The organism is Streptococcus salivarius, assembly GCF_002094975.1.
Lineage (GTDB): Bacteria > Bacillota > Bacilli > Lactobacillales > Streptococcaceae > Streptococcus > Streptococcus salivarius_D.
The window spans coordinates 1,932,651-1,947,217 of the sequence record NZ_CP015283.1; the positions used below are offsets into that span (position 1 = coordinate 1,932,651).

Sequence of the window (14,567 nt, forward strand, 5' to 3'; positions counted from 1 at the left end):
ACTCGCTGTTAATATACTTGGTAAGTTGTATTTTTCTTATTCGCTAATATTCAATTTAAACGTTTGTGTTTCGTTAAGATTAATTTCACCTGTTGACTCAGGTTGTAAATCAAAATCTTCATCTACTGGTGCTGAAGTTGGGAAATCTGCTACTTCACTCTCGAAAGTATCTGGAATACCAAAATCAACTGGAGTTGAAACAACTTCGTTTGTTTCATCAACTTCTGGACTAGAGAAATCTTCAACTTGCTTATTACTTTCAGCAACGCGACGTTGAAGTTCAGCCATTTCATCAGGAGTGAATTGACGAGTTGCATCAAATGAAGCTGCGTCATTTGAATCTGGTACATGTTCATCCAAAACTTTTTCAACAACTTCTTTAAAGGCAGCATCTGAATTTTGAAGATAAATAGCTGTTGGTTGCAACAATTCACCCCATTCTGGAGCACTTGCCAAGCTAAGCTGACCTTCAACTGCAGCCAATAGGCGTTGGTGGAAGACACGACTTTGACGTTTAAGTTCTTCCGTTTCGATGGCAACACGTTTGGCTTCATCTGTTGCATCACGAAGAATTTCAGATGCTTTAGATTTAGCTTCTTCAACCAAATGAGTAGCATTGAAGTTAGCCTTATTAATCAAGTTAGCTGATTCATCAGCCGCTGAAGCTTTAACTTTTTCAGCTGTTTCTTGAGCCAAAATAACTGATTGACTCAATGATTCTTTCATTTCATCAAAATAAGCCAATTTTTCTTCAAGCTCTTTTACACGAGCAGCAAGTTCACGATTGTCACGAACCAAATCTTCATAATCATCTACAATAATATCAAGAAATTCATCAACTTCTTGCTCATTATATCCACGAAATTTAGTTGTAAACTGTTTATCTTTAATATCAAGTGCTGTAATAGCCATTACAGGCCTCCTTTATTTTTCATTACCATATCTGATGGTTTAAATTAAATAACTACTTTTTTCTCCGTCTTAACAGACTTTCAATAACGATTTTAGCTTTCCTGGACTTTGAAAATCCGTCTTGTTGAGCTAGTCGAAATCGACCATAACCTCTAACCGAAATCATATCACCAATCATAACCGTCTGATTAGCCTTCTCAATTTGTCTATAATTTAATTTAACTTTTCCAGAAGCAATAAGTTTTAAGGCGTTAGAACGGGATAGGTTTAATACCGTCGCCAACACATTATCAAGACGCATACTGGAAAGTAAAACAAAAAATTGTGAATAGTTTTCTTGATTTGAAATCCAATCGTCTTTGCTTACTTCTTTTAGAGTAACCGAAACATTACCAATCTTAGTAATAGTCATTATCGCATAACTTGCTAAATGAGAAGCAATGGAAAATTGAACACGTCCTTCTTCATCAAGAATAATATCTCCAAATACTTGACGGTCAAGACCAAGTTGATTAATCAGTGCTCCCAAAACTTTTGGGTGTGTCAATTTATTGAACTGTCTCGCATAAGAGATTTCTAGTCGTTTAATTTCAAAGTCATCGTCATCAAGCTCGTAATATTCGGGAGCAAGAATGACTCTTCCATACTCTTCAGATTCAAGAGTAGAACTCACAAAAAATTTTAAATTGTAGTAATGAGCTAACTCTTCAACAATCTGAATTTCACGAGGATTCAAGAAATCAGTTAAGTAAGGACTGTACCTATCATCAACTAATTGACAAAATCCCCTAACCTTCTCTAGAAAAGGACGTTCATCTAACGAGTAATGCTGTTCAATATTTTTAATATCTGACATCAGAGTAGAATAAATCTAAGAATTCTAAGTGAAAAGTTTAGTAGAAGTACAATTACCAATATTGAAAAATCAATACCAGCAAAAGCTAAATTCAGGCGACGAAATGGTGCGAGAATCGGTTGAACAATTTGTCTAATGATTCTTCCAAGGCTAGTATCATAGGCCCCTGGGAACCATGATAAGAACGCATAGACTACAAGAAGAATCTCTATCACGTTAACAACACGTGCCCAAATAACATAAAGTAATACAGACATTGCTTAACGTCTCTTCATGTCGAAGTCAAAATTAGCTTCTTGGTTGCCATGCGCCAACCCAATCTCTTCGATGTCAACAACGACATTAATTGGCGTAAGCAAATACATTGAAGAACCAACTTTTTGCAAGTTGCCTGTAAGCACCTTGCTAGCACCATCAATAAAATCAAGACAACGACGAGCTTGCGCTTCCAACATATATTGAAAATCGATTAAAACACATTCGTTTTCAATCAATAGTTCTACAATTTCCTGAGCATCTTCATACTTTTTAGGATATTTAATTGCAATTGTTGCTTTAGTTGTATTCATTTGTTGTGGTCCCTGATTTGCTTGTGAACGACTCAGAGGTAAACTACGAAGGACTTGAGTTTCCTGTAAGTCTGAATGAACATGTTGGCGACGAGGAGGGACTGTAGCCTGATAACGCTCAGGTTGACGTTGCTGACGAGGAGGTGGTGTCTGCACAGGTTTCTGTGCTTTTACTGGACGTTCTTTAGCCTCTTCTTTAGCAGCATCTTCATAATCTGTTACTTCGTCGGTATCAAAATATGAAACAATTTTATCAATTGCGTCTTTTAATGCCATAAGGTTATTCTCCGTTCTCTTTAAAGAATGCACTGCCTATTCTGACAAAGGTTGATCCATTTTGAATAGCCATGTCATAGTCTCGACTCATCCCCATGCTTAACTGATCACAAGGAACATTCTTTAGTTTTTTCTCTTGAATTGATTTTCTAAGTTCATTTGTCTCAGCAAAAATCTTATCAAGTTCTTGAGCATCTGCATCAATTGGAGCCATAGTCATGAGTCCAACTATACAAATCTTATCAAGATTTTCAATTTGTTTTAGAACAGTATCAAGTTCTTCTGGAGAAAAACCATGTTTTGACTCTTCACCTGAAACGTTTACTTGTAGGAAGCAATTAATGGTGTGGTCGGCACGCTTTTGAATTTCCTCTGCCAATTTAACAGAATCCAAAGCATGAAAATAATCAACTAAATTAATAACATCCTTTACTTTACGACGTTGCAGGGTACCAATGAGGTGCCAAGTCAAATCATAATTTTTTAAAGCTTGATACTTATCTAAGAATTTATCAACGCGATTTTCAGCAATGTGCTTGATTCCCGTTTTAACCAATTCTTCAGCGACATCACTTGAAACATATTTGGTTACGGCAATAATATTGACTTCATCGCTAGAGCGATTAGCCTTTTCACAAGCTTTTTTTACCGCCTGATAAACATTATTTTTATTCTCTTCTATAGTCATTATTAACGATTTTTAAAGAATGGTGGTGTCTCCAATTCATCATCATCTTCAACATCACTTGAGAATGTAGACATAGTCAATTGACTATCTAGTTGACCAGTTTCAGGACGAGAAATATTATCACGTCTCAAATCCCAATTACCAAAAGCTGACTGCTCTTGTTGAGGAGTTGCTGCTGCAGGACGAACTCCTGGTTGTGGCATTGAAGGTGTTTCATTATAGTCAAAATTTGGTTGACGTTCAAATGAAGGTTGAGAAACTGGACGTTGCTCTCCTTGAGCAACTTGCTGAGTAGGAGCTGAGGGGTGTGAAGGAGCTGTAGTCACTTTACGTGGCTGAGCTTTCATACCAGATACTTTTTCAGCACGATCTTGGCGAACTCCAGTTGCAACAACAGTTACACGGATTTCATCTTTCAATGTATCATCGATAGATGTACCAAGCCAAATGTTAACACCGTTACCAGCTGCTTGACCAACAATTTCAGATGCTTCTTCTGCTTCTGTAAGGGTCATATCAAGACCACCAGTTACGTTAACGATGACATCTTCTGCACCATCAATAGTAGTTTCAAGAAGTGGTGAATAGATTGCTTTGCGTGCAGCTTCAACAATACGTTCTTCACCTGAACCAATACCAATACCCATAAGTGCATTACCTTTATTTGCCATAACAGTTTTCACATCGGCAAAGTCAAGGTTGATCAAACCTGGGTTAGTGATAAGGTCTGTAATACCTTGGACCCCTTGACGAAGAACATTATCTGCTTCACTAAGAGCTTCAAGAAGTGGTGTTTTCTTATCAACAATTTCAAGAAGGTTATTGTTTGAGATAATAAGTAGGGTATCAACTTGCTCACGCAGCTCTTGAATACCTTCAACAGCGAAGGCACCACGTTTGTTACCTTCGAAGCCAAATGGACGTGTCACAACTGCAACTGTCAATGCACCCAAGCTTTTCGCAATACGTGCAATAACTGGTGCTGCCCCTGTACCAGAGCCACCACCCATACCAGCAGTGATAAAGACCATATCAGCTCCTGTAAGTGCTTCTGTAAGTGTTTCTTCACTTTCTTCAGCTGCCTTACGACCAACTTCAGGTTGACCTCCGGCACCAAGGCCACGAGTCAATTTAGGACCCAATTGGATTACTGTTTCTGCTTTAGAAGAGCTGAGTGCTTGAATATCAGTATTAGCTGCAATAAATTCAACACCAGCAAGACCTTCTTCAATCATTCGGTTGATGGCGTTTCCGCCACCTCCACCGACACCGATAACTTTAATTACCGCACCTTGAACTGATGCGCTATCAAATGAAAAACTCATTTTATTTCCTCGCTTTTACTAGATTCAATTAATCAAACATACTGCCGAAAATACCACGAACACGATCACCAAGTTTTTGTTTTTGTTCATGATTTTCTTCTTCAACTGGCAGAGGTACCTCAATGGTGTTCTCAACTGGAACAGGATTTGGCTGAGGAGCCACTCGAGGTGCTGGAGTAGGAGTTCTATCAAAACTCAAGGCAGGAGCCTCATTGTCGATTGGTTTACGACGAAGATACTCTTCACCAGACACAGCCTGTTGTGCGATGATATCAACTTCTGTAAGAAGACCAACATACTCAACAAGACTAATCACATTTGCAAACATTGGATTACGGATACCAACTTGATTTGGCACGTAAAGTTTAACATTTGTCTCAAAAATTTCTTGAGCAACTTCAACCACACCTGGCATGATAGCTGTTCCACCTACAAGGACAATGCCACCAGGCAAATCAAGTAGACGTCCTCGAGTCAAGTCTTGTTTAACTCTATCAAGGATATGCTTCACACGAGCTGAGATAATCTCAGCAAGGTATTTTTCTGTAATCTCAACTGGTGAATTCTCACCTACAACTTCTACTTGGACAGTTTCTGTTTCGCTTGCTTCTTCAATATCTGCATTACCAAAATTGAACTTAAGTGCTTCAGCAATCTGCATTGAAGTCTTCAAAACTTTTGAAATATCCTTAGTGATGTACTCGCCACCTTCAGAATAAATATTGGTAAATTGAAGTTCTTGAGCACGCATGCTTGCAACAGTTGTTTGACCGCCACCCATATCAATAACAGTAGCACCAAACTCACGTTCACCTTCATTTAGAACAGCACGTGTCATTGCAAGAGGAGAGATGATAATATTCTCTACTTGAATACCCGCACGTTCAACTGTCTTACGAAGGTTGTGAAGAATCGTTGTTGGACCTGTGTAAATGAGACCTCTCATTTCAAGACGAATCCCCATCATTCCACGAGGATCACGAATTCCTTGGAAGCCATCAACAATAAACTCTTCAGGAACTAGTGAGATAACCTCACGCTCAGGTGTAATGCTCTTTGTCAAGGCTGAGCGAACAACACTTTCAACATCTTCATCTTTGATTTCTTTTGATTCACTTGTTACAGGAATCATACCTTGTGTAGGCTCAATTTGAAGAAGATTAGCTGGAAGCCCAACGTTCACTTGCTCAATAACAATCCCAGCTTTTTCTTCTGCTTGTTCAATAGCTGTTTTGATTGATTTCGCTGCAGCGTCAATGTCAACAATGATGCCATCTTTCACACCAGAACTCTTAACATTACTTACTCCGATGACATTCATTGATCCATCAATAAACTCAGCAACAAGAACCTTAATCGAGCTAGTTCCTATATCTAATCCTGTAAAAAAGCCATCTCTAGCCATTCACTCGACCTCTCAATCTTTCCATTCAATATCTTTGTAAACTGTATAAAAACAGAATTATTCGGATACTATTGTACCATAAAAAAACGTAAAATGTCAGCATTTTACGTTTTTTATTATTCAATATTAGCCTTGAGCAGGGGAAGTCCGATGAGTTGTTTCTTGACCAACAGTTGGATTTTCTTGTCCTTGAATACCCGGATTTTCAGAATTAGACTCTTCCTCAGAATGCTGTTCCATTGATGTTGTAGTATCTTGACCTTCTTCAGAAGTTGCATTTTCTTCTTTTTTATCAGTCTTATCTTTATCTTTCTTTTTATCCCCATCAGTTTTTGATGATTCAACTTCAGGAGTCGTTGTATAAAGTCCAACTTCCATATCTACAATACTTCCATCTGAAAGTTGACTCTTAATTTTCTCGTAGTAAGGAAGCTTAACTGTTAATTGAGAAAGTGGAACACGAATGGAATTGCCATCATACAGCTCAATCGTTAGTAAATCTGAAGTTGCTTTAGTAGGCGTAAGATTAATAATTTGAATATTATTCTTGATTTTTGTATCAAGTTTATTTAATTCTTTTACTAACTCTTCAATTTTCTTCTCGTCATCCATCTTTAAGGTGATGAATTTATCAGGTAGATTACTAGTTGAAACTGTTCCTCCTGTCTTACCACTTTGAAGAATAGAAACATAACCATTTGTAGTTTGACGATAAGCCACGATTGGGTATTCTTTTACTGCAATATTAAATTGATTTGGAAAACTATATGTTACTGTAGCCTTTTTAACCCAAACATTGGTTTTTTCAACAGTTGATGCAATCTTTCCTTGGTTGAAAAAGACATGAGTGATATAGTCTGTATCAAGAATACCACTTGCAACTTTCACATCTTCTGGTAAAGCATTTTTTGTTCCTGATACAGTGAGAACCTTTTGTTTTGACCAAGGTGAAATAAAGAAAAGTGAAAATACGATTAGGAGTGCAGCGATAAAAATAACTAGTCCTGCAAGATTTTGTTGTGCAATTGGAATATTACTAGCCGTGTTCCCTTTTTTTCGTTTCTTCCTTTTGGTCTTTTTTTTCTTTCTAACCTTCTTTTTCACTGGTGGCTGGTTCTCATTTGAAGTCGCTTCTTCTGAATGCACGACCTTTCCATTCGCAAATTCTTCAGAATCTTCGGTTTCTTTTTTTCTCAAAAATTCGAGGTTTCTCTTCTGCCACTCTGTGAGAACTTGTTTTTCTTGTGATTCTTGATCCTTTTTTGCCATGAAATTCCTTTATTTTTTTGAAATACTAGTCACTAATAGGTTATAAAAATCATCAGGAGAAGTGATTTCCTCAGATTTAGCCATAGCTTCTTTGTAAGTCTCTGCATGTTCAACAAGTTGTTCAAGCTCATGATTTAAGGTTTCCCAACTTAATTCTGTTTCCTGTAATTGACGTGCGTAACCTTTTCGTTCAAAATAAGCAGCATTTTCAAGTTGGTCTCCTCGGCTAGCTTCTTTCCCTAAAGGAATAATTAAATGAAGTTTTTTCATAGCCAACAATTCGAAAATCGTATTTGAGCCACCACGAGTTACAACTAAATCTGCCGTATCCATAAGAGGTTGGTACAAATCTGTCACATAATCAACTCTATAAAGATGACGTTCTAAGGTATTCAATGAAGAGTCCCCAGAAATATTAATGACATTATATTTTTCCGTCAGTTGTGGAGTATTACTAATAAAATCATTAAATACCTTTGCACCAGCTGATCCACCAATAAAAAGGACAGTTTTTAAGTTGTCATCAAACTGTTCTTTAATCTTATCAAGGGCATCAGACTGATTAGATGTCGCCATTCCTACCTTTGTAATCGCACCTACATGTTTTGTCTTCGCCAATCCTTTTGATTGTTCAAAAGTCGTAAACATAGTAGTCGCAAATTTGTAGGCAATTTTATTGGCCAAGCCCATAGAGAGGTCAGACTCATGCACATAGACAGGAACCCCTAATAATTTAGAAGCAATTACCGGTGGCACTGAGACAAATCCACCCTTTGAAAAGAGTGCTTGGGGACGAATCTTGGCAACAATTGCAATAGACTGTAGAATCCCCCAACCAACTTTAAAGACATCCAACATATTTTGCCATGAAAAATAACGACGTAGTTTACCTGTAGCAATACTATGGAAAGTCACATCTAAGCCAGATTTATCAATCTGCTCATGTTCAATCCCGTGCTTATCACCGATATAGTGCACTTCCCATCCATCTTTGAGAAATTTTGGAATTAAGATAAGATTTAAAGTCACATGTCCAACGGTTCCACCACCGGTAAAAACAATCTTTTTCGCTTTTGCCATAGACTATCCCTTCAATTGCTCAACAGTTGTAATAAATTCGTCACCACGCACTTCGAAATTCTTGTACATATCCCAGCTTGCGTTTGCAGGACTCAACAAGACAACATCTCCTGCACTGGCTTGATCAAAGGCAATACGTGTCGCATCTGCCACATCTTTGGCATCAAGATAAGTCACGCCCGCTTTATCAGCAGCACGTTTGACACGAGGAGCTGATTCCCCTAAAATCACCATTTTCTTAAGACCAGTAATGTCAGGAATGAGTTCATCAAATTCATTACCACGGTCCAAACCACCGGCAATCAAAATGACTTTACTATTATCAAACCCAGAAAGTGCTTTTTGTGTCGCTAAAATGTTTGTTGACTTACTGTCATTGTAGAATCTTACTTCATTGATAGTGTCAACGAATTGGAGACGGTGCTTAACCCCACCAAAGCTTGCGAGGGTTTCCTTGATAGCTTGGTTTGAAATACCTGACAATTTTGCTACAGCTATAGTTGCCAAGGCATTTTCAACATTATGACTACCAGGAACGCCAATCTCATCAGCTTGCATCACCAATTCACCTTTGAAGTAGAGGCCACCATTTTCAAGATAGGCACCATCTACTTTTTCCACTGTTGAGAATGGTACTACTTGTGCTTTAGTTTGTGTAGCTAATTCCTTAGCCAAATCTTGATTGAAGTTCAAAACAACAAAATCATCCGCAGTCATCTGATTTTGAATATTCCATTTGGCAGCCACATATTCTTCAAAACTACCATGATAGTCAATATGTGTCGGCATCAAGTTAGTAATCACAGCAATATGTGGATGGAAGCTATCAATCCCCATCAATTGGAAAGAAGACAATTCCATAACTAAGATATCTTGAGCAGTAACTGACTGTGCAACTTCTGACGCAGGGAAACCGATATTTCCAGACAAGACACCCGATTTGCCACCATGGTTTAGGACATCAGCAATCATAGTTGTCGTTGTTGTCTTACCATTTGAGCCTGTAATACCGATAATAGGTGCTTCAGATACTAGGTAAGCCAATTCCACTTCAGTCCAAACAGGAATGCCTTTTTCAAGTGCACGAGCTACCATTGGATTGTCATAACGAATTCCAGGATTTTTCACCATTAATTCAAAATTTTCATCCAAAAGTTCAAGAGGATGTCCGCCACAGACAACCTTGATCCCTTCTTCAAGAAGCGCCTGTGCTGATGGATTTTCCTCAAATGGTTTCCCATCATTTACTGTGACAATAGCACCCAACTTAGCCAATAGGCGGGCAGCTGCTTCACCAGATTTAGCCAAACCAAGGACCAAAACTTTTTTATTTTCAAATTGTGTTACTGATTTCATAATTCGTCCATTCTCTCAAATTGTATCATAATCATTTTACCCTTTATCCCAAGCTATTTCAAGGAGTTACCTCTTCTTGGCAAAAGAAAAAGCCAATCTATCCGATTGACTTTTAATCTCATGCTACTTACTTATCTTCATGTTCAGCTTTTTCATGATTAAGCTCTGACATGGCGAAAAAATCTTTCAAGGTGAAATAGCTCAATACAAGCATTCCCACCGTAACAAAGAACTCACCAGGTAAACTGAAGAATTTAATGATTGATAGCAATGCTAAAAGTAGGAGCAATGCTAAAGTAGCCATGACAAAGAGAAGATTCATGGTGTTTTTTACCGACTTTGGTGCAATAAAGAAATAGAATGATGCAATCAATATAGCAACAATCAGATAAAACATCTCTTCTCCTCTCTATATATTATTCAGCTTCTGCTGCTTTTTTCTTACGTTTATTGGCTTTATCACGCTCTGCTTTATTCAAAATTTGTTTACGCAAGCGGATAGATTCAGGCGTTACTTCCATGTACTCATCATCATCCAAGAATTCAAGCGATTCTTCAAGAGTCAAGATACGTGGAGTCTTGATAACAGCCGTTTGGTCCTTAGTTGCTGAACGCACGTTTGTCATTTGTTTTGCTGTAGTGATATTGACACCAAGGTCATTTTCACGAGCATTTTCACCAACAATCATACCTTCATAAACTTCAGTACCTGGGTTAACAAAGATTGTACCACGTTCTTCAATACGCATGATTGAGTAAGTTGTCGCTTTACCAGTATCGATAGAAACGAGGGCACCACGGTGACGTCCACCAATTTCACCAGCAACAACTGGCAAGTATTGGTCGAAAGTATGGTTCATGATACCGTAACCACGTGTCATAGACAAGAATTCAGTTGAGAATCCAATAAGTCCACGAGCTGGTACGAGGAAGATAAGACGTGTCTGACCGTTACCAACCATTTGCATATCAAGCATATCACCTTTACGTTCTGAAAGGGCTTGGATAATAGAACCTTGGTACTCTTCTGGAGTATCAATTTGAACACGTTCAAATGGCTCACATTTCACGCCATCAATTTCTTTGATGATAACTTCTGGACGAGATACTTGAAGTTCGTATCCTTCACGACGCATTGTTTCGATAAGGATTGACAAGTGCAATTCCCCACGTCCTGAAACTGTCCATTTATCTGGTGAGTCAGTTGGATCTACACGAAGAGATACGTCTGTTTGCAACTCTGCCAAGAGACGCTCTTCAACTTTACGTGATGTCACGTGTTTACCTTCACGACCTGCAAATGGTGAGTTATTAGCCAAGAAAGTCATTTGAAGTGTTGGTTCGTCAATACGAAGAACTGGCAATGGTTCAACAGCATCAGTGGGTGTAATTGTTTCACCAACGAAGATGTCTTCCATACCTGAGATGGCAATCAAATCACCAGCTTTTGCTTCTTCAATTTCACGACGTTCCAAACCAAAGAAACCGAAAAGTTTAGTAACACGGAAGTTCTTTGTTGTTCCATCAAGTTTTGAAAGGGTAACTTGGTCACCGACTTTTACAGTTCCACGGAAGATACGTCCGATACCGATACGTCCAACGAAATCATTGTAGTCAAGAAGTGACACTTGGAATTGAAGAGGCTCATCTGAGTTATCTACAGGAGCTGGGATGTGGTCAATAATAGTGTCAAAGATTGGAGCCATAGTGTGCTCTTGATCAGCAGGGTTATCTGACAATGATGATGTTCCGTTAATCGCTGATGCATACACAACTGGGAATTCCAACTGATCATCATCGGCACCAAGCTCGATGAAAAGTTCAAGAACTTCATCAACAACTTCTTCAGGACGAGCTGATGGTTTATCAATCTTGTTAACAACAACGATAGGTGTCAAGTTTTGCTCAAGCGCTTTTTTCAACACAAAACGTGTTTGAGGCATTGTACCTTCGTAGGCATCGACAACAAGGACAACCCCATCAACCATTTTCATGATACGTTCAACTTCTCCACCGAAGTCCGCGTGACCTGGTGTATCCATGATGTTGATACGCGTACCATTATAAGCAACGGCTGTATTTTTGGCAAGGATGGTAATTCCACGTTCTTTTTCAAGATCGTTTGAGTCCATTGCACGCTCATCAAGCTCTTTACGCTCGTCAAGAGTGTGTGATTGTTTCAACAATTCATCAACAAGTGTTGTTTTACCGTGGTCAACGTGGGCAATGATGGCTACGTTACGGATATCTTCTCTAAGTTTAGTCATTTTTTCCTCTTTAATTTTTATTTCAACTTTTAAAGTATACCACATTTTCAACAAAATGGCAGAGCTCAGCTGATTGTAAACGTTTTTCAACAAGAAAAAGGTGCTGTCCACCTATAATTGGTCAGACACACCTTCTGTCATTCATTAGTTATCAATTGTAAGTGCAAGACTAGCAGCTCCGATGATACCAGCATCATTTCCAAGTTCTGCTAATTTCACTTTTGTTGTACGGCGAACTTGTGGGAATGCATAACGTGTAAAGTATCCTTCGACACGGCTACGCAAGAATTCACCAGCTGCTGAAACACCACCACCGATGACAACTGAATCTGGGTTAAGAATATTTGAGATATTTGCTGTTGCAAGTCCGAGGTATTCAGAGACTTTGTCAACGATGCTATCAGCAAATTTGTCGCCTTCGGCAGCGGCAACGAAAATATCTTTACTTGTTACTTGCTCACCATTATCTACAGCAGCTTTAATAGAAGAGTCACCTTCATATCCTTCTGCTAAATGACGTGCCAAACGTACGACACCTGTTGCAGAAGCTACAGTTTCCAAGCATCCTTTGTTTCCGCAAGTACATTCAAATCCTGTTTCAGCCTCAACGATAATGTGGCCAATTTCACCACCAGCACCGCCAACACCATGGATCAAGTTACCATCAGCGATAACGCCGCCACCAACTCCTGTTCCTAATGTCACAAAGACAACATCAGGATTGTTAGCACCAGCACCAACCCAACGTTCACCGAGGGCAGCAACGTTAGCATCATTATCAATTGCAAATGGAATACCGAGTTCTTTTTCGATGACAGATCCAACTTCTTGAGTTTCTGCCCAGTTCAAGTTGAAAGCACCAGTGACCGTTTTATTTTCACGATTAACAGCTCCTGGAGAACCCATACCAATTCCAATGAAATCTTCTGCAGTAAGTCCGTACATTTCCAAACGGTGTTTCAAAGACTCCACGATGTTAGGGACGATGTGACGACCATTTTCAAGCGTATTTGTTTCAATCGCCCATTTTTCTTGCACTTCACCTTCTGAAGTCAAAATACCAAATTTAACAGTTGTTCCACCAAGGTCAATTCCCAAGAGTTTTTTACTCATTTTCTTTCTCCATTTCAATGCGATGTTCACGTCGTAAAATCATTTCAGCAGTAAGATAGTTGTCCTTATCCACCAAACCATTCTGGTAGAGGGCTTCTAACTCAATCTTCATCATTTCGATATCATAAAGCCTTTTCCCTAGGTAAACTACTATGCCAAACTGTTTCAACAACTGTTGAACGTCATATAAAGTTTTCATAGCAATATTTTAGCAAAAAGCTTCTGCCATGACAAGATAGTTTTGAAAACCTTTACAGATTATTGTATACTTCAAAAAAACCTGAGTCATTTAGACTCAGGTTTTTGAAAATTCGGGCAAATCCCATGTAAAATCATCTGTTCACGAGTAATGCGAAATCCTGTTTGTGATTCTACCTCTTCCTTGAAAGACGGAATCGGTAAGTCTAAGTCAGTAATGTGACCACATTTTTCACAAACAATGTTTAAGTGGTCATGCCCCATAAAATCATAATAGGTTGTATTATCATTATTAACCTTAATTTCAGAGACAATCCCTTCTTCAACCAACACCTTCAGGTTGTTATAGACCGTCGCTAAACTCATCCCAGGATTGTCAGGGAGTAGGTCATAATATATCACATCTGCACTAGGATGTTGATCAGACATCATCAAATAGCGAATAACAGCTTTACGAGATTCCGTCAACCGAATTCCTTTAGCTTTTAACTGATTTAGGACATCTTCATAAACGCCTAGACTACGTCGATGTACAGACATATCGCCACCCCCCCTTCTTCTAAAAGTATTTTACGTCTATTATACACTTTTAGAGGAACTCTTGACAATCATCTTAACTCAAAAATGCTTATCTCAAGCCTGGCGCTTGTCCAAGCTCAGCAGTCAACATCCAGATTGTCTTATCAATTTCAGATTTAGCTGCAGTGAAGATATCATTTGAAGGAGCATCTCCTTCTTCATCTGTGATATCCAAACCAACTTGGAACAATACTGACAAATATTTGTATGTATCAACCAATAATTGAATTTGATCAGACATTGGTTTATCAAATGTACCAGTAGTTTCAGTCAAGCCTGAATTGGATGAAAATTCTACCAAAGTTGAGTATGGTTCCCCACCAATAGTAATCAAACGCTCACTAATAACATCAAGATGAGCATTCAAACTATCCATCAATTCATCCATTTTTGGATGAAGATAGAGGAAACCAGGACCACGCATATACCAATGAACTTGGTGAACGATCGAAGCTGCTACAGACAAATCAGCAACTGCTTGATTCAAAACTGCTTTAGTTTTTGTATTTGAGGGTGTTTCAGCTTGTTGGTTAACTGTTTCATTGATTGTTTCTTTAATTGAATATACCATATTAATTCTCCTTATTTAGAATTACTATTATTTATATTTTTATTTTAGAATATTTCTAAATAAGATGCAAGCAAAATGTTTTTTCTCACTCTTTTTCGAATAA

Annotated in this window: 16 protein-coding genes and 1 other annotated feature (1 of these 17 only partly in view); all 16 genes read right to left on the reverse strand. The window is 38.4% G+C overall.

Annotated elements, in window-relative coordinates; all coding sequences use genetic code 11:
- Window positions 1-50 (reverse strand) — a binding site (T-box leader); it reaches 163 nt to the left of the window's first position.
- Complete coding sequence (locus V471_RS09045; protein ID WP_002884119.1) at window positions 37-912, reverse strand: DivIVA domain-containing protein; 876 nt, start codon at window positions 910-912, stop codon at window positions 37-39. Its footprint overlaps the feature before it by 14 nt.
- A gap of 52 nt (window positions 913-964) precedes the next feature.
- The gene (locus tag V471_RS09050) at window positions 965-1,768 is read right to left on the reverse strand and encodes a YlmH family RNA-binding protein (RefSeq protein ID WP_061652203.1); all 804 of its coding nucleotides are present in this window, start codon (window positions 1,766-1,768) and stop codon (window positions 965-967) included.
- Complete coding sequence (locus V471_RS09055; protein WP_004182719.1) at window positions 1,768-2,025, reverse strand: YggT family protein; 258 nt, start codon at window positions 2,023-2,025, stop codon at window positions 1,768-1,770. Before V471_RS09055 ends, V471_RS09050 begins: the two co-directional genes overlap by 1 nt.
- Before the next feature lie 3 nt (window positions 2,026-2,028).
- Window positions 2,029-2,613, reverse strand: a complete 585-nt coding sequence (locus V471_RS09060) for a cell division protein SepF (protein ID WP_004182720.1) — start codon at window positions 2,611-2,613, stop codon at window positions 2,029-2,031.
- A 4-nt stretch (window positions 2,614-2,617) separates the two neighbouring features.
- Window positions 2,618-3,301 carry a YggS family pyridoxal phosphate-dependent enzyme gene (locus tag V471_RS09065; RefSeq protein ID WP_004182721.1) on the reverse strand — a complete coding sequence of 228 codons (684 nt, stop codon included), beginning with the start codon at window positions 3,299-3,301 and terminating at the stop codon, window positions 2,618-2,620.
- A gap of 2 nt (window positions 3,302-3,303) precedes the next feature.
- Window positions 3,304-4,626 (reverse strand): cell division protein FtsZ, encoded by a 1,323-nt coding sequence (gene ftsZ, locus V471_RS09070; protein ID WP_014633298.1) that lies wholly within the window; start codon window positions 4,624-4,626, stop codon window positions 3,304-3,306.
- A 28-nt stretch (window positions 4,627-4,654) separates the two neighbouring features.
- Window positions 4,655-6,031, reverse strand: a complete 1,377-nt coding sequence (gene ftsA / locus V471_RS09075; protein ID WP_014633299.1) for a cell division protein FtsA — start codon at window positions 6,029-6,031, stop codon at window positions 4,655-4,657.
- A gap of 126 nt (window positions 6,032-6,157) precedes the next feature.
- A complete protein-coding gene (locus tag V471_RS09080; protein ID WP_013990787.1) occupies window positions 6,158-7,300 on the reverse strand; it encodes a cell division protein FtsQ/DivIB in 1,143 nt (380 codons plus the stop codon).
- A gap of 9 nt (window positions 7,301-7,309) precedes the next feature.
- Window positions 7,310-8,380: a UDP-N-acetylglucosamine--N-acetylmuramyl-(pentapeptide) pyrophosphoryl-undecaprenol N-acetylglucosamine transferase gene (locus tag V471_RS09085; RefSeq protein ID WP_049528743.1), complete on the reverse strand. Its 1,071-nt coding sequence runs from the start codon at window positions 8,378-8,380 to the stop codon at window positions 7,310-7,312.
- A 3-nt stretch (window positions 8,381-8,383) separates the two neighbouring features.
- Complete coding sequence (gene murD / locus V471_RS09090) at window positions 8,384-9,736, reverse strand: UDP-N-acetylmuramoyl-L-alanine--D-glutamate ligase (RefSeq protein ID WP_013990789.1); 1,353 nt, start codon at window positions 9,734-9,736, stop codon at window positions 8,384-8,386.
- 127 nt (window positions 9,737-9,863) lie between these two features.
- On the reverse strand, window positions 9,864-10,133 hold the full coding sequence (locus V471_RS09095) for a DUF3165 family protein (RefSeq protein ID WP_049528741.1): 270 nt from the start codon (window positions 10,131-10,133) through the stop codon (window positions 9,864-9,866).
- Between the two features lie 19 nt (window positions 10,134-10,152).
- On the reverse strand, window positions 10,153-12,003 hold the full coding sequence (gene typA / locus V471_RS09100) for a translational GTPase TypA (protein WP_002884130.1): 1,851 nt from the start codon (window positions 12,001-12,003) through the stop codon (window positions 10,153-10,155).
- A gap of 144 nt (window positions 12,004-12,147) precedes the next feature.
- The gene (locus V471_RS09105; RefSeq protein WP_045768883.1) at window positions 12,148-13,116 is read right to left on the reverse strand and encodes an ROK family glucokinase; all 969 of its coding nucleotides are present in this window, start codon (window positions 13,114-13,116) and stop codon (window positions 12,148-12,150) included.
- Window positions 13,109-13,315: a YqgQ family protein gene (locus tag V471_RS09110; protein WP_004182729.1), complete on the reverse strand. Its 207-nt coding sequence runs from the start codon at window positions 13,313-13,315 to the stop codon at window positions 13,109-13,111. The genes V471_RS09105 and V471_RS09110 overlap by 8 nt, the downstream gene beginning before the upstream one ends.
- Before the next feature lie 86 nt (window positions 13,316-13,401).
- On the reverse strand, window positions 13,402-13,854 hold the full coding sequence (locus V471_RS09115; RefSeq protein ID WP_084871419.1) for a Fur family transcriptional regulator: 453 nt from the start codon (window positions 13,852-13,854) through the stop codon (window positions 13,402-13,404).
- 88 nt (window positions 13,855-13,942) lie between these two features.
- Window positions 13,943-14,464, reverse strand: coding sequence for a Dps family protein (locus V471_RS09120; RefSeq protein ID WP_004182731.1), 522 nt, complete (start codon window positions 14,462-14,464; stop codon window positions 13,943-13,945).
- Window positions 14,465-14,567: the final 103 nt, after the last annotated feature.

Coding starts and splice junctions, on each gene's coding strand:
- V471_RS09045 (WP_002884119.1), bottom strand. CDS start 912: ATGGCTATTACAGCACTTGATATTAAAGATAAACAGTTTACAACTAAA.
- V471_RS09050 (WP_061652203.1), bottom strand. CDS start 1,768: ATGTCAGATATTAAAAATATTGAACAGCATTACTCGTTAGATGAACGT.
- V471_RS09055 (WP_004182719.1), bottom strand. CDS start 2,025: ATGTCTGTATTACTTTATGTTATTTGGGCACGTGTTGTTAACGTGATA.
- V471_RS09060 (WP_004182720.1), bottom strand. CDS start 2,613: ATGGCATTAAAAGACGCAATTGATAAAATTGTTTCATATTTTGATACC.
- V471_RS09065 (WP_004182721.1), bottom strand. CDS start 3,301: ATGACTATAGAAGAGAATAAAAATAATGTTTATCAGGCGGTAAAAAAA.
- ftsZ (WP_014633298.1), bottom strand. CDS start 4,626: ATGAGTTTTTCATTTGATAGCGCATCAGTTCAAGGTGCGGTAATTAAA.
- ftsA (WP_014633299.1), bottom strand. CDS start 6,031: ATGGCTAGAGATGGCTTTTTTACAGGATTAGATATAGGAACTAGCTCG.
- V471_RS09080 (WP_013990787.1), bottom strand. CDS start 7,300: ATGGCAAAAAAGGATCAAGAATCACAAGAAAAACAAGTTCTCACAGAG.
- V471_RS09085 (WP_049528743.1), bottom strand. CDS start 8,380: ATGGCAAAAGCGAAAAAGATTGTTTTTACCGGTGGTGGAACCGTTGGA.
- murD (WP_013990789.1), bottom strand. CDS start 9,736: ATGAAATCAGTAACACAATTTGAAAATAAAAAAGTTTTGGTCCTTGGT.
- V471_RS09095 (WP_049528741.1), bottom strand. CDS start 10,133: ATGTTTTATCTGATTGTTGCTATATTGATTGCATCATTCTATTTCTTT.
- typA (WP_002884130.1), bottom strand. CDS start 12,003: ATGACTAAACTTAGAGAAGATATCCGTAACGTAGCCATCATTGCCCAC.
- V471_RS09105 (WP_045768883.1), bottom strand. CDS start 13,116: ATGAGTAAAAAACTCTTGGGAATTGACCTTGGTGGAACAACTGTTAAA.
- V471_RS09110 (WP_004182729.1), bottom strand. CDS start 13,315: ATGAAAACTTTATATGACGTTCAACAGTTGTTGAAACAGTTTGGCATA.
- V471_RS09115 (WP_084871419.1), bottom strand. CDS start 13,854: ATGTCTGTACATCGACGTAGTCTAGGCGTTTATGAAGATGTCCTAAAT.
- V471_RS09120 (WP_004182731.1), bottom strand. CDS start 14,464: ATGGTATATTCAATTAAAGAAACAATCAATGAAACAGTTAACCAACAA.